Origin of the sequence: Actinoplanes sp. NPDC051494, from assembly GCF_044454705.1 — a bacterium.
Classification (GTDB): domain Bacteria; phylum Actinomycetota; class Actinomycetes; order Mycobacteriales; family Micromonosporaceae; genus Actinoplanes.
On sequence record NZ_JBITDZ010000008.1, the window covers coordinates 356,492 to 378,635 of the forward strand.

The window sequence follows — 22,144 nt, forward strand, 5'->3', positions numbered from 1 at the left end:
GCCATGGCAACCGTCGTCGCCGTGATCGCTTCCACGCACCATCCCTTCTACTACAAGGCCAGCACCGCGACCGGCGCGGACCGACCGCCGTTCGCGGACGCGTGGGTCTCCAAGATCACCGCCTTCCGGGAGACGCTCACCAAGGCCCGGCCCGACGTGCTGGTCATGGTCGGCTCCGACCACTTCCACCAGCTGTGGCTGGACAACATGCCGCAGTTCCTGGTCGGCAAGGCACCGTTCTACGACGCCAACTTCTACAACGAGGAACGCGAGTTCGGGCTGCCGAAAATGCTGCTCAAGGGGCAGGAGGACCTGTCCGCGCACATCCTGCGGGCCGGCCTCGACGAGGGCTTCGACCTGGCGTTCAGCAACGAGCTGCGGATCGACCACAGCGTCACCTGCCCGATCATCACGCTGCGGCCCGAGGCGGACCTGCCGATCGTGCCGATCTACACCAACATCTTCGCGCCGCCGTTGCCCCGGCCCAAACGGTTCGTGCAGCTCGGCAACGCGATCCGGGAGATCGTCGAGTCGTGGCCCAGCCACCTGCGGGTGGCGATCATCGGGACCGGCCACCTCTCGCTCGAGCTGGGCGGGCCCCGGCAGTTCGGCCCGCACGGCCCGGACCCCGAGTTCGACCGCAAGGCCGTGGAGTGGATCGCCACCGGTGATCTCGACCGCTGCCTCGCCGAGGTGAGCCTGGACAGCCTGCACGCACCGGGCAACGCCACCCACGGCTTCATGGACTTCATGCTGATGATGGGCGTCGCCGGCGCCGGGCAGAAGGCCGATTACGTGGACACGCTCGACCTGTTCCACACGATGGAGGCCTACTTCACCTGGTATCCGAACGGGGCGCCGGCATGAGCAGATACCTGCTGAACAAGTTCCTGTACACCGTGGACCGCGATCCCGAGCTGGTCGAACGGTACCGCTCGGAGCCGCGGGAGACGGTTGAGTGGTGGGAGGAGTCGCGAGCCAATGCGGTGCTCAACTGCCACGACGGCGAGGCGTCGACGTGGCTGCGGTTCACCGCGGAGGAGCGTGCCGCCCTGGCCGGTCACGACCACGTGGCGCTGTTCGCGCTGGGGGCGCACCCGTTCCTGACGCTGACGCTGTTCATCGCTATGTTCGAGCGTGACCACGGACCCCTCGAATACCAGAAGGCCTACGGTGCCCGACTCGCCCATTTCGACCTCCCATACCCGGACATCGCCACCTGACGAGCACTGGGTCGCGTACAACACCGGCCAGGGTGGGCGGGCGGTCCGGCCGCTGCTGCGTGACGCGCTGGTCACGGCTTCGCGAGGCACCGCGATCGACATCGGCTGTGGGGCGGGGGTCGAGACCCGCGCCCTGCTCGAGGCCGGGTGGCGGGTGCATGCGATCGACGGCGCCCCCGGCACCGCCGCGCTGCTGACCAGGACCATCGGCGGCGTCCACGACCGGTTGACCGTGGACGTCCGCCACTACGCGGAACTGGATTCGCTGCCCGCCGCTGATCTTGTGTACGCCGGCTACTCCCTGCCGTACCAGCCGCCGGAGTCTTTCGACCGGGTGTGGAATCTGCTGCTGGCGAGCCTGCGACCCGGTGGGGTGCTCGCCGTGAACCTGTTCGGCGAGCGGGACGAGTGGGCCGGCACCGGCGGCATGACGTTCCTGAGCGAGCCGGCCGCCCGGGCGCTCTTCACCGGCCTGGACATCGTGTCCTGGCAGGAGGAGGACGCGGACGGGCCGGCCTACAGCGGCTCGAAGCACTGGCACGTCTTCGACGTGATCGCGGTCAGGGCTGGCGCCACCCCGCGTCCTCACACGCGTTGATCAGCGCGTCACCGCTGGTCTTCCAGACCCTGTCGGTCTCGTTGGCACTGCGGCCCATCTCGGCCGCGCGGTCCCGGATCGCGTCGTTCCCGGTTTCCACCGATGACTCCATCACCCTGTCGGCGAGGCTGAGCCGAGCGGTCTTGTTCTTCGCGTCGCCGTAACCACCGGCGAAGTCGGTGCACGCCCGGGTGGCCGCGTCATCCGCGACCCCGGGCCCCTCGGCCTGGTCGGACCTACTCGCGAACAGGGCTGCGACCGCCACGAGCAGGACGACCGCGCCGATGACGATCTGACGCCGGTTCAGCTTGAGCTTCACAGTAGGTCAGGCTATCAGCGCTCACAGTGGTGACTGAACGGTGAAGCTGGTGGCCACCGACGTGAGCGAGAGTAGCGAGTCACGCCGGGTGAGGTAGCGATCGGGATAGTTGTGCGAGCGCAGCACGACCGTGCCACCCGCCGCTTCCACCGGGCAGAACGTCGTGTCCGCCGCGAACAACGCGGAGGATTCCGAGGTGTCGAGATAGAGCTCGTAGTCACGGTGCCGCAGGAAACGGCCCCGATAACTGTCGGACTCGAACGACACGCACCGGGCGTCGGCGGCACCGGCGCGGACGACGAACCGGGACTCGGCCCGTTCCCTCGCCGGACTCCGCGCATTCAGCGCCAGGATCCGGGCGCGGAAGTCGTCCGAGCGGACCCGCACCCCGGGGTCGCCGGCGAGGGCGAGACCGATCGTGGCCCCCACCACGAGCAGCGGCGCCGGAACCGACGGCGCGGCGGACGGCGCCGACGAGGCCGCGGGGCTGCCACTGGCGACCGGATCGGTGACCGGACGGGTGGTCGCGGCACCGTGCGGACGTACCGTGGAATGTGGTGTGTTCCTGGTCCCCGGCCCGGCGGGCGCATCCGTCGCGCTTTCCTGCGTGGCGGAGGCCACCGGCGCGAGCGGGATCGGGTCCTTCGGCACGAACAACGTCGCGGGTTTCTCCGCGCGGGGCGCGAGCGCGATCCCGGCGGAGACGGCGAGCAGCAGCGCGGCGAGGCCACCGCCGACATACACCGCGCGGGTCCGGCGGCGCACCCGCATCGCCCGGGCCGGGCTGGTGTAGACCGTCGGCTTGGGTGGCGTCGGCGGAAAATACTGAGCCGGGGGAACCCATTCCCCGTCGCGGGGAATACCGTCCTGCGGGGACATGTACGTCCCTTCCCTCAACTGTTTAATAAACGTGCTGATATACCCCTTCGTGGGGCGTTGGTAATATTCACGGCAAAGATCGTCGAAGGCAAGAGGCAATCCTCACCCACGATCGATCCGGTGGCCCTCCGCCTGCGTATGACCCGGTGACGACGATCCGCCGGCCCGCCACCGAGGAGTCCTTCGTGGACCATGTCCCTTCCACCGATCCCGACGCCCTCTACCGACGGCCGGGGGCCGAGCCGGAGCCCGCGCGGCTGCCCGCGATCGCCGATTTCTGGCCGGACGCCCCGCACCGGATGGGACCACCGGCCGACCATTACACCGAGGAACCGCTCGACGACGGTCCCCACCGGATCACCGTCCCGATCCCGGTCGGCGCCCGCAACCGCACGCCCCCGCCGCCGGCACCCCCGCACTCGTCAGGACGGCGCCGGACCTTGCTCGGGGCAACTCTGGCCGTACTGCTGCTGGCCGCCACCGGCGTGGTGATCAGCGTCGTCGCCAGGGACAACGCCGCGGAGCCGACCGCGGCCACGCCACCTGCCGTCACGCCGTCCGCCGCCGCCTCGCCGCCGGCGAACACGCTCTCCGCGCCGGTCTCCGGTTTCGACAAGGCCAGCTTCGAGATGGTCAGCGACACCAACGAGCTGAAGGTGCGCTCCACCGACCTGGGTGACGACCTCTACCGGATCACCACCCCGTTCGGCGGGCCGATCCTGCCCCGGACGGCGGTCGACGACGGTGCGGTGAAACTGTTCCTCGACCAGAGCGGCCGCAGCGGCACCGAAGAGGTGGAAGTGCTGCTCAACCAGGACGTACGGTGGCGGATCACGATGACCGGCGGGGTCAAGCGCGGGACGTTCGACCTGTCCGGCGGCCCCATCGACGGCGTCGATCTGGCCGGCGGCGCCACCCGGATCGACCTCACGCTCCCCCGGCCGGACGGCACGCTCCCGATCCGCATGTCGGGCGGCGTCAACCAGTTCGAGGTGCGCGCCGACAGCGGCGTCCCGGTCCGGCTGCGCACCCGGCGCGGCGCCGGCCAGGTGACATTCGAGGGTAGGACCGACGACGGGGTCGCCAAGGAAGCGTCGTTCCTCAGCCCCGGCTGGCAGAAGAGCACCGACCGCATCGACGTCGACGCGGTCGCCGGCATCGGCAGCCTGCAGCTGGACCGGCTCTAAACGGATAAATCGCCGACGGCTTCGGCATAGAACCGTTCGGCGCCGGCCGAATTATGCGCGGTGGGTGCGCATCCAGTCGGTGGCGTAGTGGACGAGGTCGCGCTGGGACATCAGGCGGGTGGGGGCGTTGCCGACGCGGCCGCGGCGGGGGATGCCGGTGGCGTCGTAGTCGGCACCCAGGGTCTCGAAGTCGGAGGTGTCGGTGCGCAGGCCGGTCCAGGTGGTCCAGTGGCCGGTGCCGTCCGGACCGCGTACCGATGATCCGAAGGTCGTGGTCGGGGGTTGATCCTGCCGGGCCTCGGCCAGGTGCAGCGACGTGTTGGAGCCGTAACCGCAGCCCAGCAGCAGCACCTTGCCGTCCAGACGGTAGACCGCGCCGAGCGGCGACTTCTCACCGAAACCGTCCTCGAGCGGGTGGGTGGCGGTGACCTCGGCGGCCCGCGCGCCCAGCGCCGCGAAGGAGACGTGCGGGTGCCCGGTACGGATGGTCCCGGGCCAGGTGCGCACCGTTTCCGGGAGCACGCCCATCCAGCGGCTCGGGGTGCGCTCCGGGTCGAAGCCCGGCCCCTGGTCGCGGATGATCGTCCGCCAGGCCTCCGGCACCGGGGGATTGCTCCAGTCCGCCGGGTCGCTGTTGTCCGGGGTGTGGGTCGGCACGACGAGCGTGCCGGCCTCGCCCAGCACGTCGAGGAACGCTTGCAGGATCGCCTGTACGCCACCGGCGACGTAGCCGATGCTGCTCTTCGACGAGTGCAGCAGCACGGTGTCCCCCGCGGACAGTCCGAGTGCGCGCAGGTCTCCCGACAGGGTCCCGGTGGTGTGCGGCAGCGACTGGGTCACCGAGTCAGTCTGCCTCAGCCCGGCGGTCCATGGTTGCCCGAAAGGTGGACGCCGGAACGCAACCGTCACGTTCTATGCTGATGTCGATCATGGAGGAGGGTCCACAGTGGCTCGTTTGGTTTGGCTCACGCTCGCCGCCGTCGCGGTGAGCACTCTCGCAGCCGTTCCCGCGCAGGCGGCGACCGCCGGCATGGCCTCGGTGTCGGGCACGACGGTGCGGTACAAGGCGGCCAAGGACAAGCGGAACAAGGTCGTCGTCACCCGCTCGGGCCGGACCGTCACGATCGACGACGCGGTCGCGATCACTGCGGGCAAGGGCTGCAAGAAAGTCAAGGGCGACAAGACCAGGGTCCGCTGCACCACGAAGAAGAACCCGGGCCGGGTGGACATCTACACCTACGACCGCGGCGACTCCGTGGTCAACAGGACCGGCCTGCGGAGCGTCATCGACGGCGGCACCGGCAACGACCGGATCACCGGCGGGCCGAAGCGGGACGACATCCTCGGCGGGAAGGGCAACGACAAGATCTGGGGCCTCGGCGGCCGCGACTTCATCCGTCCCGGATACGGCGACGACCTCGTGCACGGCGGCGACGGCGAGGACCACATCGGGGACGACGGCGTCGACGGCGTCACCGACCCGCCGTCCGGCAACGACCGCTTGTACGGCGACAACGGCCCCGACCACATCTTCGGCGACCAGGGCACCGACCACCTGGACGGCGGTGCCGGCAGCGACTTCCTGAACGGTGGGCCGGGCCGGGACGTGGTGGTCGGCGGGTCCGGCGACGACGGGGTCTTCGGTGACGAGGGATCGGGCCCGTTCGTGGCCGACAAGGTCGACGGCGGCACCGGGTGGGACACGTGCACGGACGACCGGCGCGACCGGCGGGCCAGCTGCGAACTGCTGGTCTGAGTCAGAGCAGGTCGCCGTCGCACGCGATGCGGGCCTGGTCGTTCCACTGGGTGGCGTCCAGGACGGCGACGGCGACATGCTCCTGTTCGTCCGAGGTGCGCACCTCGAGGCGTACCAGCAGCTTCTTGAGCGGCAGCCCGTGCGCGCAGACGATCCGGATGTCCGCGTCGGCCCGTACCGACTCGCCGTGCCCGATCCGGCGCTGCTTCTCCGTGCCGCGCAGCGTCAGGCCCGGCCGGTCCACGCTGAGATCGTGCACGTCGACCGGGAGCGGCCCGGCGTTGACGAGCGTGACCCGGCGCACCAGCGACGCCTCGGTGACCCGGTCGTTGACCACGATCGCGCCGACGCCCGCCTCGTTGGACTGCGGCCCGGTGTCCGCGAGCACCAGCACCGAGATCACCCCGGCCAGGAACCGGTGCTGCTGCCAGTTGTCCCAGCAGCGGGTGCCCGCGCCACCGAGCAGGATGCCGAGCAGGAGCACCGCCGCGGCCGCGACCAGTGTCCGCGGGCGGCGGCGCGCGGGCGGCTGACGCACGGCGGCCGGCCGGTCCAGGTCGATGACATCCATGGCCCATAGAACGTACGGCACCACGCGCCGGTGATGGGCGGCGAGCGGGTCAGGCCGGGTGGGCGACCCGGGCCGTGCTCCCGCGGACGACGAGTTCCGGGGTCGCGGCGCGCACCCCGGGCCGGGCCCCGGGATCCGCCATCACCGCCAGCAGGCACTCCGCGACCTGGGCACCGAGGGCGTACGTGTCGCGGGACAGACTGGTCAGCCCCGGGTGCACGACGCGGGTGAGCACCGAGTCGTCGAAGGAGACGATCGACAGGTCGCGCGGGACGCGTACCCCCATCTCCAGGGCGACCCCCAACCCGGCCGCCGCCATCAGATCGCTGTCGAAGATGATCGCGCTGGGCGGGCCGGGCCGTGACAGCAGTGCCCGGGTGGCCGCCGCACCCTGCGCGTCGCTGAAGTCGGTGGGCACCGACTCGCCGCCGTCGAGACCGCGTACGACCGCCGCGCGCCGGGCGGTGTGCCGGTAGACCGGCGGGCCGGCGACGTGCGCGATGTGCCGGTGTCCCAGGCCGGTGAGGTGGTCGACGATCGTGGTCATCGCCGCGCCGTCGTCGGCCCACACGCCGGGCAGGCCGTCGTCGCGGTCCGGGCCCAGCGTCACAGCGGGGATGCGCAGCTCACCGACCACCGCCACGCGCGGGTCGCCGACCAGCGGGTCCACCAGGACCAGGCCGTCGACGCGGTACTCCGACGCCCAGTCGCGATACAGCGCGAGCTCCGCGGCGGTGTCCCGGACGAACTGCATCTGCACCGCGGTGGAACGGGCGGCGAGCACGTCCTGCATGCCGTACAGCAGCTGGGTGTAGAAGTGCTCCGATCCCAGCGTGCGCGGGTCGCGGGCGAGCACCATGCCGACGATGCCGGCCCGCGCCCCGCCGAGCGCCCGGGCGGCCCGGTGTGGGCGGTACCGCATCTCGCGCGCCACCTCGACGACCCGCGCGCGGGTCTGCTCGCTCACCCCGGGCCGGCCGTTGAGCGCGAACGACACCGCGCCCGGCGACACCCCGGCCCGCCTGGCGATGTCCGCGATCGTCGGCCGCTCGGTCACCCGTTGACTATAACGCTTTAGTTCCCCACGATGGCCGCCATGAGATTCGGCGTCAACTACACCCCGGCAAACGGCTGGTTCCACAGCTGGCTCGACTTCTCCCCCGCCGACGTCCGGCGCGACCTGACGGCCATCGCCGGGCTCGGGGTCGATCACGTGCGGGTGCTGCCGCTCTGGCCGCTGATCCAGCCCAACCGGGGGCTCATCCGGCCGCAAGCACTGCGCGACGTGGTGACCGTGGTCGACATCGCCGCCGAGGTCGGCCTCGACGTGAACGTCGACGCGCTGCAGGGACACCTGTCCAGCTTCGACTTCGTACCGTCATGGCTGGAGAGCTGGCACCGCCGCAACATGTTCACCGACCCGGACGTCGTCGGATCGCTCGCCGACTACGTGCACGCGCTCTCGGCGGCCGTCGCCGACCGGCCCAACCTGCTCGGCATCACGCTGGGCAACGAGGTCAACCAGTTCGCCGCCGCGCCGCACCCCACACCGCACCCGGTCACCCCGGCCGAGGGCGACGCCTGGCTGAGCCGGCTGGTCGACGCGGCCCGGACCGGCGTACGCCCCGGCACGCTCGTCACCCACGCCATGTACGACGCGGCCTGGTACGACGACACCCAGCCGTTCGGCCCGGCCCACGCGGTGCAGCACGGCGACGCGACAGTCGTGCACTCCTGGGTCTTCAACGGCACCGCCCAGAAGCACGGGGGACTCGGCGCCGGCTCGGTACGGCACGCGGAATACCTGACCCGGCTCGCCGCGGCCTGGCACACCGATCCCGTACGGCCGGTCTGGCTCCAAGAGGTCGGCGCCCCCACCAACGTCGTCGCCGAACGGGACGCCCCCGACTTCCTCGAAGCCACGCTGCGGCACGTCGCCCAGGTAGAAGGCCTGTACGGCGTCACGTGGTGGTGCTCGCACGACGTGTCCCGCAGCCTGCTGGACTTCCCCGAACTCGAATACGACCTGGGCCTGTTCACCGCCGACGGCAAACTCAAGCCGACCGGGGAACGCTTCGCCTCGACCATCGCCGCGCTGCGGGCCGGCGCGGTCACCCCATCGGCTCCGGCTGAGACGCTTCTGCTCGACGACATCTCGTACGGCTATCGCGCGGCAGCGTCCCCGAACGGTGAGTTCAACCGTTCCTGGCTCGCCGCCACCGTCGACGGCCGGCCCGGACCGCGGATCGCGCTCGCCTCGACAACCGTTCCGCAACCCAGGCCCTGAGCGGTACGCACCTGAGCTGCAACCTGAGCTTTGCGCCCCAATTGACTCATGGCTGAGACTGCCTTGAGGAACCCGGCCGAACTACGGGGCATGACTGTTGCACACCTCATCGCCGTTCCCCCCGTCGTGATCGCCGGTCCTGGCCGGCCCGAGTCGCAGTCCCCGGACCCGGTGGCTGTCGAGTTCACCGTCGTCATCCCGTTCCACAACCCGGGTGCGGCGCTGCGCCGGGCCGTCGAACGGATCACCGACGCGCTGTACGCCCAGGGCATCACGTTCGAGGTCCTGGCCGTCTCCGGTGGCTCCACCGACGGCTCGGAGCGCACCCTGGACGGCATCGCCCGGACCCGCGTCGTGGCACACCGCGACATCCGCGACCGGGGCGCCGCCCTGCAGGCCGGATTCGCCGCCGCCACCGGCACGTGGATCGGCTTCGTCGACGTCGACGCCGACGTCGAGGTCGACCCGTACGAGCTCGTCGAGTGCCTGCACCGGGCCCGCGAGGAAGCCACCGTCCTCGTCTGAGCCACCCCGTCCCCCTGTCCGTTCTGTACCACAAGACCCCGGCCGCGCACCCGCGCTGCCGGGGTCAGGTCGTTTCCGGCACCCGTCCTGAAACCGGCCCGGTTGTCACCCGGGTGCTACTTGAGCCGAACTTGACGTGGGACTGAGATCACCTTGAGGGCCGCTGCCGATCTCGATTGCATGACCGTCACCGCCATCGCGCCCACGACCTACCGGGAAATCCGGGAGATCCTGGACTCACAGGCCCTCCAGCCCACCTTCCAGCCCGTGGTCTCGCTGGCGGACGGCACCGTCAAGGCGTACGAGGCCCTGGCCCGTTTCGACCAGGCCGTCTTCCCCAACCCGGTGGACGCCTTCACCGCCGCCGGCAAGGTGGGCCTCGGCGTCGACCTCGAACTGCTCGCCATCGAGCGGGCGTTCGAATACCTGCCCGCCATGCCCGCCGGCACCTGGCTGAGCGCCAACCTGTCGGTGGAAGCCCTGCTCACCCCCAGGGTGCACGCTCTGCTCCTGGCCCACGCGTCGGCCGGCATCGCGGTCGAGCTGACCGAACACGCCCAGGTGCACGATTACCCGGCGCTGATCGCGGTCACCGAGAACCTGCGGGCCAACGGCATCCAGATCGCGGTCGACGACACCGGCGCCGGTTTCGCCAGCCTCAGCCACATCCTGCAACTGCGACCCGACATCATCAAACTCGACATCACTCTGGTACGCGGTATCGACACCGACCCGGTCCGAGCGGCGCTGGCCCGGTCCCTGGTCGGTTTCGCCCAGGACATCGGCGCCACCCTGATCGCCGAGGGCATCGAGACCCTCCCGGAACACGACCGGCTGCGCAACCTGCACGTCAAGCTCGGGCAGGGCTACTTCCTCGCCCGCCCCGGAGCCCTGCCCTCTTCCACCACCCACTAATCCTTCGATCAGCCCGGCGTCGACCGATAAGAGCGTCGGTTCCGTCTTCTAGCAGTCAATCCGGAGGTTCCGTGTCCAGGCCGCGCGCGCTCGTCGTCGAGGACTCACCGGAGTTCATGCTGCTCTGCCGGCACCTGCTGGAAAAAGAGGGCTTCGACGTCCTGGCCGTCACCGACGGGCACGCCGCCGTCGAGCAGGCCCAGCTCCAGAACCCGGACATCGCCATCCTCGACCTCGGCCTCCCCGACGTCGACGGCATCGAGGTCTGCCGCCGCATCCGCCAGTTCACCGACGCCTACATCATCATGGTCACCGGCCGCAGCGACGAGGTGGACAAGATCGTCGGCCTCTCCGTGGGCGCCGACGACTACGTCACCAAGCCCTTCTCCCCGCGCGAACTGGCCGCCCGCATCCAGGCCATGCGCCGCCGCCCCCGAACCTCGGTCACCGCGGGGAAAAAGGAAGCCATCCGCGAGTACGGAGACCTCCGCGTAGACCCCGAGGTCCGCGAAGTAACCCTCGCCGGCGAAGTCCTGGAGCTGACCAAAATCGAGTTCGGCATCCTCGACCTGCTCTCCTCAGCCCCCCGCCGAACCTTCACCCGAGGCCAGCTCCTCGAAGACGTCTGGGGCGACAACTGGTACGGCGACGACCACATCATCGACGTCCACGTAGGCAACCTACGAAAAAAACTGGGCGAATCAGCCTCATCCCCCCGCTACATCCGAACCCTCCGAGGCGTCGGCTACCGCTTCGAACCCTGACCCCAGCCCGGCTCTGACCCTGCCCCCGGCCCGGGCTCTGGCCCCGGCCCCGGCTCTGGCCCCGGCTCTGGCCCCGGCTCCGGCTCCGGCTCCGGCCCCGGCCCCGGCCCCGGCCCTCGCCCTCGCCCTCGCCCTCGCCCTCGCCCTCGCCCAGCCTTCAGCCCCAGCCGCCGACGGCAGCCCTTCTGACACCCAGCCGCCATAGCCCCACCAGCCACAACCGCCGCCGGCTCACCGATGGCCAGCCCGCCTTGCCGCCAGCCCGCTGAAGACCAGCTACTGACTCCCGTCACGCTGCTAACCCCCGGCTCGTTGACGCCCCGTTTGTTGCCGGCCGGCCTCTTGACGCCCCGCTCGCTGACGCCCCCTTCCTTGCCGCCCGGCCTCCTGACGCCCCCTTCGTTGCCGGCCGGCCACCTGACGCCCCCTTCCTTGCCGGCCGGCCACCTGACGCCCCGCTCGCTGACACACGGCTCGCTGACGCCCGGTTTCCAGACGCCCAACTCGCTGGCCGCAGACTCGCTGACACCCGGCTGCTGCCAGCCGCCTGCGCTACTGCCGGCCGCAAGTTTGCTGACGCGCGGCATGTACTCGCCGCCCGCCCACCCGTTTCCGGGCTCCACCGCAGGCTTCCACGGAGCCGCCGGACATCGACCCGAGCGGCAGGCCGAACGTCCATCGCCCAGGAACCGTGGAAACGCACCAACAGGCGAAGCCCGGAGGCGAACGGCCTGACCACAGGCAATCAAGCTGTTCATGTGACCTGAAGCCGCCACACGAACGAACCATCAGAACCCGCCAGTCACAACCGCGGTCACCAGTTCCATCGCCGCCCCCACCGTGGACGCCGCGCCCAGCACAGCCACCGCGCTCACGCAGCCATCGCTGAAGGACGGCCGGCCCGGCACAGGTCTCCGAGCCCAGCGCAGTGACAACCGAACCCGGCCGCCACCATGCCGCAGCTCGCCGACCAGTCACCGCCAGATCCCGTACGGCAGACCAGCGCAGCGACTTCGAACCCCGCGGTCTCCCCGGCAAGCGCCACCAGGCATCTCCACCCACCTGCAAAACCCGAGCCACGACCAGCAGTCCCGACGGCCGCGTTCCAGCAGACACGGCTCGGCGCAACTCCGCGGACCGGGTCCCGAGCAAAGTCCCAGACTCACTCCTCAGCGATCCGTCTCCCTCAACCATGCGGCGTTCCGCAGGCACCGCAGGCACCGCAGGCACCGCAGGCACCGCAGGCACCGCAGGCACCGCAGGCACCGCAGGCACCGCAGGCACCGCAGGCACCGCAGGCACCGACGAAGCTACGCCGAGCTGGGAGCGGTTCGCGTCGGTGCTCGGGAGCTGGTCGGCTTGGCCTCTCGGGCCTTGCATCACGCTCGACCCGGCCGGCGACCTCCCGCCCCGCACCGACGGCAGGGCGCGGCTGGCGGAACGGTCCGGTCCAGGCGTAGCCCGAGCCAGAGACGGGCGGGAGACATCGGCCGCCATGATCGCCCAAGGGTCACCTGCGGCTCGTAGCTGCCTCAAGCGCTCCGTGTGACCCCTGAACTTGCCCCAAGCGCGACGTTCGGCATGGTCGCGACGAAACTCTTCACGCTCGGGTGAGTAATTGCGGGACTTGGTACGGTCGCGCATTGCAGAGATCTGATCCCTATTGAATATCTGCAACTGCCCCATACCCCACTCTATCCCCGTACCAGCGGCGGAGACAAAGCATCAGATCGATTATTTCCGACGGTCTACTAGCACACGCCACCCAGGACCTCCGAGTCCGATGTAGCGGAAATCACTGACGCGAAACTGACACTCGCTGGGGGTAGCTCGGCTCGCCAACTCCTACTGGGGCGGCATACGCTGGCGTGACTCGAGGAGTTCGACCCTGATTGCGTGCAGAATAAAACAACAGCGACGTGCAACATTGATGCATTTTGCCGTGGTCGATTAACATTGGGCACAACGGCGACACTAGGGCTTGCTGGCGACATCATTTGTGAGGGCTGGATATAACATTCGGCGGGGCCAGCGTCGTCGCGCTAAAAGGAGCAGAGAACTGCGGTCCGGGCGGCAGGGGAATTGGTTATATACGCCGATGCGGGATGGGCGCCCGCCGGGGCGGCTCGGGATGAGCTCCGGGCGGTTGCGCGGGTTGATACCGCAGGTTGAGGTAGGCGGCTGCGCGAAGGGTCCAAGACCGAGTGGGGCGGACCATGCGTCGCGTGAACGGACCAGACGGCTGCGGGAAGGGTCGCTCGGGTCCAGCAACCGCGCGAGAGCAGGCTGCCGCGCGAGAGCAAGCCGCCGCGCGAAGGCAAGCCGCCGCACGAAGGCAAGCTGCCACGCGAAGGCGGGATGCCGCGTGGGGTCAGGCTGCTGCGTGGGTGGGGGTTGCTCGGTGGCGGGGGTGGTGGCGGTGACGGGAGGGGGGTTTTTCGTCTGGGGGGCCTGCTGGGTGGAAGCGGGTCCGGGCCCGGGTGGAGGCCATGGCCGCGGTCAGGGAGAAGCCTTGGCGGCGGGCCCAGACTGCCGCCGCGGCCAGGGCGGCTACGGCTCCGGCCCAGGGGGCCAGGTCCTGGACTCCTCGGCCTGCCTCGGGTGGGGGGACCGAGCCGATCAAGCGGCGAATATCGCCTGCCGGGGTCTCGCCGAGGGCCAGGACGCTGGTTCCGGCGGAGAAGCGGTTGGTGCTTGTCTGGTCGACCTTGAGGACGGTGGTGTCCTCGGCTGCGGTGGGGGCTGTCGCCTCGGTGTTGACCACCAGGACGCGGAGGGCTCCTGACTGGTCTGCTGCGATCGTACGTTCGGCGTCGGCTCCGACTCTCAGCTGGACCGGGGAGCCTCCTCGGAAGCCGACCGCGTAGACAGCCAGACCGTCGGATTTCTTCGACTCGGCCTGCCATTGCACGGTGAGGGTGTCCGCGGTGCCTCCGTAACCAGGGCCGTCCGCGAGTGCGGCGCCCGGGGCCAGGATGGCGCCCAGAGCGGCGCCGACCAGCAGGAGCTGGCCTGACCTGCGGTAACGGGGACTGATCACCTCTCCATGGTGCCACGGGAATCCGGGGTCACGGCGCTGTGCACAACCCGCCTGCAACCTTGCTGCCAGCTTGAAGCTGGCCTGAGGTTGCGTTGAGGTAGCGGTCCGATCTCTGGGGCATGACCGCAACGAAGCTCGCCACCACCGCCACCGCTGCCTCGACCGGAACGGGCCGCCCGGCCCACCTGTTCGACGCCTCGCGGCTGTGGTCGCCGGCTGACGCGGCGGTTGAGCTGACCGTGGTGGTGCCCTTCTACAACCCCGGGGCGGCGCTGCGGCCGACCGTCGAGCGACTGATTGCGAGCCTGCGGGCCGAGGGTGTGGCGTACGAGGTCATCGCCGTTTCCGACGGCTCCACGGACGGCTCGGAGCGTAGCCTCGACGGTCTCCCCGGCGTACGTGTCGTGGGTAGCCCGGTCAACCAGGGCAAGGGTGCGGCGCTGCACCTCGGGTTCGCCGCCGCCAAGGGTGCGTGGATCGGGTTTGTCGACTCGGACGGGGACATCGACCCGGTGCACCTCGTCGAGTACCTGCGGGTCGCCCAGTCGGGTGGGCACGCCGGGGTGTACGCGGACAAGCGCCACGAGGCCTCGGCCAGTGCTTCCTCGTCGTTCCGCAAGCTGGTGTCGATGTTCTACTCGACGCTGGTCACGATGCTGTTCGTGCTGGGGATGCGGGACACCCAGACCGGGTGCAAGGTGCTGCGGCGCGACGTGCTGGCGATGCTCCTGCCCCGGATGCGGGAGCGGCGGTTCGCGTTCGACCTGGAGTTCTTCGTGGCCGCCAAGGCCGCCGGCGTCGACGGGTTCGTCGGGGCGCCGGTGCGGCTGGAAGAGCGGGTCGCGGGTTCCACGGTGACGTCGAAGGCGATCCTGCGGACCGTGCGCGACACCCTGGTGATCTTCGCTCGGCTGCACCTGACCCACCAGTACCGTCCGGCGGTCACGGCGCTGATGGCGGAGCTGGCCGCGACCCGTCCGCAGCCGGTGCCCGCCTGGGACGACGCCATGGTCCGCGCCGCCTGACCCGACCGGAAAACGGCCCGGGAGGAACAGCTCGGAGCGAGACCTCCCGGAAAGGGTGGGCTGGGCGTGGGGTCGCCCTCAGGGAGACGGCCCAGGAGAAGACGACCCGGAGGAAGCCCGCCCGGGAGAGCGCGGCCCGGAGGAAGAGCGCCCGGGAGGTGGCGGCCCCGCGGAAGACCACCCGGGAGGTGGCGGCCCCGCGGAAGACCACCCGGGAGGCGGTGGCCCCGCGGAAGACGGCCCGGAAGACGGCGGCCCCGCCGAAGACGGCCCGGAAGACGGCGGCCCCGCCGAAGACGGCCCGGAAGACGGCGGCCCCGCGGAAAACGGCCCGGAAGACGGCGGCCCCGCCGAAGACGGCCCGGAAGACGGCGGCCCCGCGGAAGACGGCCCGGGAGACGGTGGCCCCGCGGAAGACAGCCCGGAAGACGATGGCCCGGAGGAAAACGGCCCGGGAGGTGCGAACCACCAGTGGGACAGGTCTCGGCGGTGTTCGAGCAGGCCGGCGGTCAGCAGGACGAGCAGAGACAGCATCGAGGCGGCGATGCCCAGGCGGAGCCACTGCCAGGGCTGGTATTTCACGGTCACCGGGTCCGGGCCGGCCAGGACGGCCAGGGTGCCGGCCACGGTCCGGGCGGTGGGCAGCTTTCCGGCCTGCCAGCCCGGCGACCATTCCTCGGGGATCACCACCCAGCCTGATTCGCCGGCTTCGACCCGCCAGCTGGTGGAGCTCGTCCGATCGATCTTGCCCGAGACGGTGGACGGCACGATGCCACCAGCGGTGCCAGTAGCAGTGCCAGTAGCGGTGCCGGCGGCCAGGACCGCCTCGCTTCCCAGGTTGTCCTCGGCGGCCAGCGCGACCGTGGAGGCGTAGTCGCCGGTGCGGGACGCTCCTACCCGGCCTGTCCCGGTCGGTTCTACGCGGTAGAGCACGATCTCCTCGGTACGCAGGACCTCGGTCAGGTCGCGCTGGGTGGACAGCCAGGCGTACTCCGCGGCTTCCCGGTCCCGGGCCAGCGCGACGTAGCGGACCCCGAGCGGGGCGATCAACCGGCCGAACGCGTCGTGGCCGCCGTCGACGACCAGGCGCTGGATGTACGCCATCCGGCGGGATGACGAGTTCGTGCGGACCGGGCCGAGTTCGACGGCGTCGCTGCTGAGTACGGGGCGCCGGAAGAACGCTCCGGCGGGGGTTCCCACCGTGCGGTTCCCGGTGAAGCCGAACGGCTGGTATTCGTGCCAGGGCAGAAACAGCACCGCCTCGGGGCCCTCACCCATGATCCGGTCCGCCCGGTACCAGCTCAGCGGGTAGTGGCTGACGTGCACGCTGCCGCCGAGCCCCCAGAACAGCGACGGTGCCGTGCCCGCGTAGCCCGCCGCGAGCGCCAGCAGCGCCGCGCCGCTCGCCAGCCGTTTGACCATGGGGCGGCCCTGGTTCGCCGAGTGCGTCGCCCGGGTGGGGCGGGCCCGGCGGCAGAGCCCGGCCAGCGTCTCGGCTGTCACGCCGACGCCCACCGCGTACGCGATCATTGTCAGGGCGACCCATTTCTGCTGCTCGCGCATGGCCGCGAAGAGCGGCACGACGTCGAAGGCGAGGCGGTATGCCGCGGCGAGCGGGCCTTTGATCCCCGCGCCGAGCAGCAGGCCGGTCGCGGCGAGGGCGGTCAGCGGCGCTCCGAGGACCGGGGTGCGGCGGCACAGCAGCACCAGTCCGGTCGCCGCGGCCACCACCATGACCGCGCCGGGGATGAAGCCGAGGGACAGTTGCGGGCTGCTGTCGGCGGCCCCGCGCCAGAAGCCTCGCAGCGAGAGCAGCGTCGCGGGCAGGCCGCCGGGTCCGGCATGCGGGGCGTACACCTCGAGGTCTCCGGGGCCGACCTTGACGGTGAGGATCGCGCTGAGCACGACCACCACCGCGTACGCGTAGATGCAGCCCGCGCACGCGACCATGACCACGGTCCGGATCAGGTCCCGGCGCCGGGGCCTCGGCAGCAGCGCGACCGCCAGCAGGCTCATGCCGCCGAGCCACGCGGCGTGCGGGCCGACCGCCATGGCCAGCGCGTACCAGCCGGCCGGGCGGGCCGCGAACCATCCGCCGCGGCGGCGGGCTCGCAGGGCGGAGGCGAGCAGCCAGCACAGCAGGGAGACCGACAGCAGGAACGGGACGTGTCCGGCCTGGAGGCGTTCGACGACGAACGGGTTGCAGCAGACGAACAGCGCCGCGGTGTGCCGGCGCCATCGGCCACCTCCGGCGAGGGCGGAGACGCCGCCGGCCGCGATCGGGAAGTAGCAGAGGATCAGCAGCCAGCCGGTCGCTCCCGGGCCGACGAGTTCGCGCAGGGTGTGGGTGACCAGCCGGTACGGCAGGGCGTCGAGCGCGGCCGGGTCGAGTCCGTACAGGCCGGTGGTGAGGGCCTGGTGCGGGCCGGCGACCCAGTCGAGCAGCAGCAGGTAGCCGTCGCGGGTCCAGGGTGCGACGACGGCGAGGCCGGAGAGGAACCCGATGAGCGCGGATTCGGCGGTGAGGCGGGCCGCGGCGGCGTCGACCCCGGGCAGCCGCCGGTGCCGGGGCACGCGGGTGCTCACCGGTGGCGCCGCGGCGGGTCGCGGCGCCAGGGCGGTCACCTGCGGCGCCGCCGGGGCGTGTGGGCCGCCTGCACCACCGCCGCGACGAGGGCCGCCAGGGAGCCGCCGGGTGCGCCGGAGGTGTCGACCACCAGTTCGGCCCGCCGGGCCGGGTGCTCGGCGAGCAGCCGCCGGTATCGCTCCTGCTGCGCGCGTTGCTCGGCGAGGGGCCGTTCGGGTTTGCGTTCGTGGATCACCTCAGCCGGGGCGTCCGGGAGGACCAGCAGGTCCGGGGCCGGGACGAGGAATTCCGCGACCCGGGCCGCGGGCGAGCCGGGCCACGGGGATTCGCGCAGGTCGTAGACCCAGCGGTCGGCGATCACGACGTGCCGCCGGGCCCGCGCGGGGGCGACCGTGCTCAGGTATCGCCAGACGTATTCGGCCGCGTAGAACCAGGCCGCAGCCTGCCGCAAGCCCGGATGATCATGAGTGGGAGCAGCGGATGGGGTGGTGGCTGAGGGGGCGGTGGCTGAGGGGGCGGTGGAGCCGACGCCCAGGAGGCGGCGGGCGAGGGTCACGCCGGGCAGGTTGCCTCGGGCCATGCCGAAATAGGCCGCGCTGGTGCCGAAACCGAAAGCACGCAGCCGGGTGCTGAGGTCACCGCCGACGGTCGACTTGCCGGAGCCGTCGGTGCCGACCAGGGCGACGACCACACCGTGGGTACGCAACCCGAGCGGCCCCCGCATTCCCACCGCCGGCAGCACGGCGCGGCGCTGTGCCCAGGTGGCCGTGACCACCGACGGCGCGAGGCTGCGGGTGGCCAGCCGGAGCCGGGCCCGGGTGGGCAGTCCAGGGTCGGGGCGTGCTCCGCCGGCGATGGCCAGCAGGTCGGCCGTGACCCGGGCGCCGAGCTGGTGGGTGAGCCGCCGGGCCAGCGCTTCCCGGTGTGCCGGCTCGGCCGACATCCAGGCGGCCCGGGCCTCGGCGACCCGGGCGGGTTCGGGGATCCGGCCGCGCAGCACCGGCCGGACGAGCAGGTCGGCCAGCGCCGCGATGCCGGTCAGCCGGTGGTCGGTGGTGGTGATCTCGGTGGCCGGCACCAGCAGCACCGGCCCCACGAACAGGTCGCCGTAGGTGACGTCCACGACCGCGAGCCCGGTGGTGGTGGCGACCGCGAGGCTGACGTGCCGCAACCGTCGCGGGTCGTGGGCTTCCGCGACCCGGGCACACGCGTACCGGCTGAGCAGGTCGTCGGCCGGTGACCCGGCGGACCAGATGTCGAGGTCCTTGGGCCCGTTGTCGGCGGCCCATCGCTTCGGGGCGTCTGACGTGCCCTGCCAGGCCCAGGGGCCGGGGAGTGCGTCCGTCAGCGCCCGCAGCAGCTCGTCGCGGTCAGCCGCGACGCCGCTGGAGTCTTGAGAAGCCTGCCGGTAATCGGTCATTTCTCCCGATTATTACGCTCAAGCGAGCTGCAGGGAGGCGGAATCCACGGCTAGGCCGGAGCGGGTCCTGCGGGCGCGACGGGTGTTGCGGTGCGTCCCGCGCCGCGGGCGGTGGCCGAAGCCCGCGCCGAGCGCCATCAACTCCAGCAGCCCGGCGACCGCCCACGGGGTGACGTCACGGGGGCCGGTGGCGCTCGCGGCCGGCGGCAGGCCACCGAGCAGCGTCCGCGATCCGGCACTCGCCGCCCGCCCGCTGACCAGCACCGACGTCCCGGCGCGACCGGCGGCCGGGCCGAGTTCGTCGGTCAGGTGCACGGTGCCGTTGTCGTCGGCGCGGACCTCGCGCCAGGCCTCGCTGCCGATCCGGACCTTGACCATCGAGCGCTTCCGGAACCCGATCGCGGTGACCTCGAGTTCGTTGCTGCCGTCGTGCCAGGTGGTGGTCAGCCCGGTGTTGGCCGGGTTGACCGTGGACTGCTGCTCGGTGACCGGGCTGCGCAGCATCACGAACGCCACGAGACCGGCCACGAACAACACCAGGACGAGGACGACTCGTACGGGCCGGCGAACGGAGCTGGTGGGCGCTGTCATGTCTCGAGCATGCGGCCTCCGGGCCCCGTTGTGACGCTGCGTGACAGAACCTTGCGACGGAATTGAACAGTTCTTGACTCGGCGGCCGATAGGCATGCTCGTGACCAGCCCAGCGCGCCGCATCGCCGGCCTGCTCGCCGCGGGAGCCGCGCCCATCGCGGTGGCCGTGGCGGTGCAGGCCGCGGGCAATCTCGTCTTCCACGCGGTGGTCGGGCGGCTGATGGACCCGGAGGAGTACGGCGCCCTGGGCGCGGTGCTCGCCGCGATGCTCATGCTCGGTGTCCCGCTCGGCGCGTTGCAGACCGCGGCGTCCGCCCTGGTCGCCGAGCACGGCCCGGGGTGGGGCCCGGCCCGCCGTACGCTGCGGTCGGTCGGGCTTGTCGCACTTGTCCCGGCCTTGGTGCTCCTCGCCTGCGCGCCGCTGGTGCGCGACTACTTCCACCTGGCCTCGCTGGCCGACTCCGCGCAGCTGGCGCCGTATCTGGTCGTCGCCGCGGTGACCGCCACCGCGCGTGGGCTGCTGCTCGGTGACAAGCAGGTCGGTGCGGTGGCGCTGACGTATTTCGTCTCCACCGTGGTCCGGCTCGGTCTCGGGCTGGCGCTGGTGCTGCCGTTCGGGGTGAAGGGCGCGCTGGCCGCGACCGTGCTGAGCGAGCTGGCCGCGCTGCTGGTGGCGGTGCGCCCGTTGCGCCGCCCGACCGGTCCGGGCGGCGGTTCCACACTGCGGTTGAAGAGCGTCGCGCACGCCGGTCTCGCGGTCACCGGGCTGTTCCTGTTCTCGACCGTCGACCTGCTGCTCGCCCGCCACCATCTGCGCGACGGGAGCTCCGGGGCGTACGTGGCGGCGGCGACCGTGGCCAAGACCGTGCTGGCGCTGCCCGCCGGGATCATGTCCGCGGTCTTCCCCCGGTTGCTGGCCGGCTGGCCGACCAGAAAGCGGGGCCGGGTCCTGACCTCCGGCGCCGTCGCCGTCGCCGGTCCGGCGCTGCTGGGCGGCCTGGTCATCGTGGCGCTGCCGGCGCTGGTGCTGCGCGTGCTCTACGGCGACGGGTACGCGGACGCGACCGGCCTGGTCCGCACGCTCGCGGGCGTGGCGGCGCTGACGTCGCTGGTGACCGTGCTGACCAACGCCGCCCTGGCCCGCCGCTCCTGGACCATCGCGATCCCCTGGGCCGGCGCGGTCCTCGAGGTGGCGCTCATCGAGCTGTGGCACGGCGGCGCCACCCAGATCGCGGTCTGCTCGGCCGCCGCCCTGACCGTCACCCTGCTGGCCATGGTGCTGCTCGAAGCGCGGGCCTGGTTCCGCTCCCCCACCCCCGCCCCCGAACCCGCCCTCGCGGCCTGACCCCCCGGAGTCACTTGTGCGCATCCTCGTCCTGAACTGGCGCGACCTGGCCCACCCGGCGTCCGGCGGCGCCGAGGTCTACACCGAGCAGGTGCTGCGCCGCTGGGTGGCCGCCGGGCACCAGGTCACCCTGTTCGCCGCGGCGGTCGCCGGCCGGCCCGCGGTCGAGACCGTGGACGGTTACCGGGTGGTCCGCGCCGGCAACCGGTTCACCGTGTACCGCGAGGCCCGGCGCTGGTGGGAACGCTGCGGCCGGGGCAACTTCGACGTGGTCGTGGACGAGACGAACACCGTGCCGTTCCTGGCCCACGAGTGGGTGGACGACGGTGCGCGCACGGTCGCGCTGGTGCACCAGACGTGCGAGGAGATCTGGCACCACAACGCCCCGCCGGTGGTCGCCCACCTCGGCCGGCACGCGCTGGAGCCGCGCTGGCTGCACCGGCTGGCGGCCGCCCCGGTGCTGGCCGTCTCCGAGTCGACGCGGGACGCGCTGGCCCGGTTCGGCGCGCATGACGTCACCGTCGTACCGGAGGGTTACGAGCCGCCGGACGACGTGCGCCCGCGGCAGAAGGAAGAGCGGCCCACGGCGGTGTTCTGCGGTCGTATGGTCAGCTACAAACGCCCGTGGGACGTGCTGCGCGCGGCCGAGATCGCCCGTCGTGAGCTCCCTGACCTGCGCCTCTGGATGATCGGTGGCGGCCCGATGCTCAGCCGGCTGCGCGGTGCGGCGCCGGCCGGGGTCGAGTTCTTCGGCCGGGTCAGCGAGCCGGTCAAGCACGACCTGATGGCCCGCGCCCACATGCACCTGGCGACCAGCGTCCGCGAGGGCTGGGGACTGGTGGTCACCGAGGCTGCCGCGCTGGGCACACCGACCATCGCGTACGACGTCCCGGGCCTGCGTGACTCGACGCTGGCGGCCGGTGGTGTCGTGGTGCCGCCGAGTCCGGACGCGCTGGCCCGCTGGATGTGCGACCTGATGCCCTCGTGGCGGCAGCGCCCCTGCGAGCCGGTGCCGTACGGCGGCGCGCACTCGTGGGACGACGTCGCTTCCACACTGCTGACCGCCGTGCAGGACCACGCCCGCGTACCCGTCGCCGCCTGACCCTTTCTGG

The 22,144-nt window shown here is 71.5% G+C and carries 21 protein-coding genes; 12 read left to right on the forward strand and 9 right to left on the reverse strand.

Annotated features, from left to right (window positions below; all coding sequences use genetic code 11):
• The first annotated feature begins 3 nt into the window (after positions 1-3).
• Genes ACIA6A_RS27210 through ACIA6A_RS27220 form a run of 3 tightly spaced genes read left to right on the forward strand, consistent with a single transcriptional unit; the run spans position 4 to position 1,821 of the window.
• Positions 4-867 carry an extradiol ring-cleavage dioxygenase gene (locus ACIA6A_RS27210; RefSeq protein ID WP_396100689.1) on the forward strand — a complete coding sequence of 288 codons (864 nt, stop codon included), beginning with the start codon at positions 4-6 and terminating at the stop codon, positions 865-867.
• Entirely contained in the window at positions 864-1,223 is a 360-nt protein-coding gene (locus ACIA6A_RS27215; protein ID WP_396100690.1) for a hypothetical protein, read from the forward strand. The genes ACIA6A_RS27210 and ACIA6A_RS27215 overlap by 4 nt, the downstream gene beginning before the upstream one ends.
• The gene (locus tag ACIA6A_RS27220) at positions 1,174-1,821 is read left to right on the forward strand and encodes a class I SAM-dependent methyltransferase (protein ID WP_396100691.1); all 648 of its coding nucleotides are present in this window, start codon (positions 1,174-1,176) and stop codon (positions 1,819-1,821) included. Before ACIA6A_RS27215 ends, ACIA6A_RS27220 begins: the two co-directional genes overlap by 50 nt.
• Here ACIA6A_RS27220 and ACIA6A_RS27225 read toward each other — a convergent pair.
• Both ACIA6A_RS27225 and ACIA6A_RS27230 read right to left on the reverse strand, forming a co-directional pair.
• The gene (locus ACIA6A_RS27225; protein ID WP_396100692.1) at positions 1,784-2,140 is read right to left on the reverse strand and encodes a hypothetical protein; all 357 of its coding nucleotides are present in this window, start codon (positions 2,138-2,140) and stop codon (positions 1,784-1,786) included. The two genes, ACIA6A_RS27220 and ACIA6A_RS27225, sit on opposite strands and share 38 nt — an antisense overlap.
• Before the next feature lie 21 nt (positions 2,141-2,161).
• Positions 2,162-3,019: an AbfB domain-containing protein gene (locus ACIA6A_RS27230; RefSeq protein WP_396100693.1), complete on the reverse strand. Its 858-nt coding sequence runs from the start codon at positions 3,017-3,019 to the stop codon at positions 2,162-2,164.
• A gap of 185 nt (positions 3,020-3,204) precedes the next feature.
• On the opposite strand from ACIA6A_RS27230, the gene ACIA6A_RS27235 reads away from it, so the two are divergent.
• Positions 3,205-4,206 (forward strand): hypothetical protein, encoded by a 1,002-nt coding sequence (locus ACIA6A_RS27235; RefSeq protein WP_396100694.1) that lies wholly within the window; start codon positions 3,205-3,207, stop codon positions 4,204-4,206.
• A gap of 51 nt (positions 4,207-4,257) precedes the next feature.
• On the opposite strand, the gene ACIA6A_RS27240 is transcribed toward ACIA6A_RS27235, so the two are convergent.
• Complete coding sequence (locus ACIA6A_RS27240; RefSeq protein WP_396100695.1) at positions 4,258-5,046, reverse strand: aminoglycoside N(3)-acetyltransferase; 789 nt, start codon at positions 5,044-5,046, stop codon at positions 4,258-4,260.
• Positions 5,047-5,152: 106 nt separating this feature from the next.
• Here ACIA6A_RS27240 and ACIA6A_RS27245 point away from each other — a divergent pair, with 106 nt between their 5' ends.
• A complete protein-coding gene (locus ACIA6A_RS27245; protein WP_396100696.1) occupies positions 5,153-5,962 on the forward strand; it encodes a calcium-binding protein in 810 nt (269 codons plus the stop codon).
• Between the two features lies 1 nt (position 5,963).
• Here the strand turns inward: ACIA6A_RS27245 and ACIA6A_RS27250 are convergent, their stop codons facing one another.
• Positions 5,964-6,533: a hypothetical protein gene (locus ACIA6A_RS27250; RefSeq protein WP_396100697.1), complete on the reverse strand. Its 570-nt coding sequence runs from the start codon at positions 6,531-6,533 to the stop codon at positions 5,964-5,966.
• Positions 6,534-6,582: 49 nt separating this feature from the next.
• Positions 6,583-7,590, reverse strand: coding sequence for a LacI family DNA-binding transcriptional regulator (locus ACIA6A_RS27255; RefSeq protein WP_396100698.1), 1,008 nt, complete (start codon positions 7,588-7,590; stop codon positions 6,583-6,585).
• A 39-nt stretch (positions 7,591-7,629) separates the two neighbouring features.
• Between ACIA6A_RS27255 and ACIA6A_RS27260 the strand changes: the two genes are divergently transcribed.
• From ACIA6A_RS27260 to ACIA6A_RS27275, 4 genes are all read left to right on the forward strand, one after another.
• Positions 7,630-8,820: a glycosyl hydrolase gene (locus ACIA6A_RS27260; protein WP_396100699.1), complete on the forward strand. Its 1,191-nt coding sequence runs from the start codon at positions 7,630-7,632 to the stop codon at positions 8,818-8,820.
• Positions 8,821-8,910: 90 nt separating this feature from the next.
• The gene (locus ACIA6A_RS27265; RefSeq protein WP_396100700.1) at positions 8,911-9,345 is read left to right on the forward strand and encodes a glycosyltransferase; all 435 of its coding nucleotides are present in this window, start codon (positions 8,911-8,913) and stop codon (positions 9,343-9,345) included.
• Positions 9,346-9,525: 180 nt separating this feature from the next.
• On the forward strand, positions 9,526-10,260 hold the full coding sequence (locus ACIA6A_RS27270; protein ID WP_396100701.1) for an EAL domain-containing protein: 735 nt from the start codon (positions 9,526-9,528) through the stop codon (positions 10,258-10,260).
• 71 nt (positions 10,261-10,331) lie between these two features.
• On the forward strand, positions 10,332-11,024 hold the full coding sequence (locus tag ACIA6A_RS27275; RefSeq protein ID WP_396100702.1) for a response regulator transcription factor: 693 nt from the start codon (positions 10,332-10,334) through the stop codon (positions 11,022-11,024).
• A 2,371-nt stretch (positions 11,025-13,395) separates the two neighbouring features.
• Here ACIA6A_RS27275 and ACIA6A_RS27280 read toward each other — a convergent pair.
• Positions 13,396-14,064 carry a hypothetical protein gene (locus tag ACIA6A_RS27280; RefSeq protein ID WP_396100703.1) on the reverse strand — a complete coding sequence of 223 codons (669 nt, stop codon included), beginning with the start codon at positions 14,062-14,064 and terminating at the stop codon, positions 13,396-13,398.
• 119 nt (positions 14,065-14,183) lie between these two features.
• On the opposite strand from ACIA6A_RS27280, the gene ACIA6A_RS27285 reads away from it, so the two are divergent.
• Entirely contained in the window at positions 14,184-15,089 is a 906-nt protein-coding gene (locus tag ACIA6A_RS27285) for a glycosyltransferase family 2 protein (protein ID WP_396100704.1), read from the forward strand.
• Between the two features lie 78 nt (positions 15,090-15,167).
• On the opposite strand, the gene ACIA6A_RS27290 is transcribed toward ACIA6A_RS27285, so the two are convergent.
• From ACIA6A_RS27290 to ACIA6A_RS27300, 3 genes are read right to left on the reverse strand one after another with little or no spacing between them, the layout of a single operon-like run.
• Positions 15,168-17,675 (reverse strand): hypothetical protein, encoded by a 2,508-nt coding sequence (locus ACIA6A_RS27290; protein WP_396100705.1) that lies wholly within the window; start codon positions 17,673-17,675, stop codon positions 15,168-15,170.
• A 35-nt stretch (positions 17,676-17,710) separates the two neighbouring features.
• Entirely contained in the window at positions 17,711-19,096 is a 1,386-nt protein-coding gene (locus ACIA6A_RS27295; protein WP_396100706.1) for a thymidylate kinase, read from the reverse strand.
• Between the two features lie 18 nt (positions 19,097-19,114).
• Complete coding sequence (locus ACIA6A_RS27300) at positions 19,115-19,687, reverse strand: hypothetical protein (RefSeq protein WP_396100707.1); 573 nt, start codon at positions 19,685-19,687, stop codon at positions 19,115-19,117.
• A gap of 100 nt (positions 19,688-19,787) precedes the next feature.
• Here ACIA6A_RS27300 and ACIA6A_RS27305 point away from each other — a divergent pair, with 100 nt between their 5' ends.
• Positions 19,788-21,032, forward strand: coding sequence for an oligosaccharide flippase family protein (locus ACIA6A_RS27305; RefSeq protein ID WP_396100708.1), 1,245 nt, complete (start codon positions 19,788-19,790; stop codon positions 21,030-21,032).
• A gap of 16 nt (positions 21,033-21,048) precedes the next feature.
• Positions 21,049-22,134 carry a glycosyltransferase family 4 protein gene (locus ACIA6A_RS27310; protein ID WP_396100709.1) on the forward strand — a complete coding sequence of 362 codons (1,086 nt, stop codon included), beginning with the start codon at positions 21,049-21,051 and terminating at the stop codon, positions 22,132-22,134.
• Positions 22,135-22,144 lie beyond the last annotated feature (10 nt).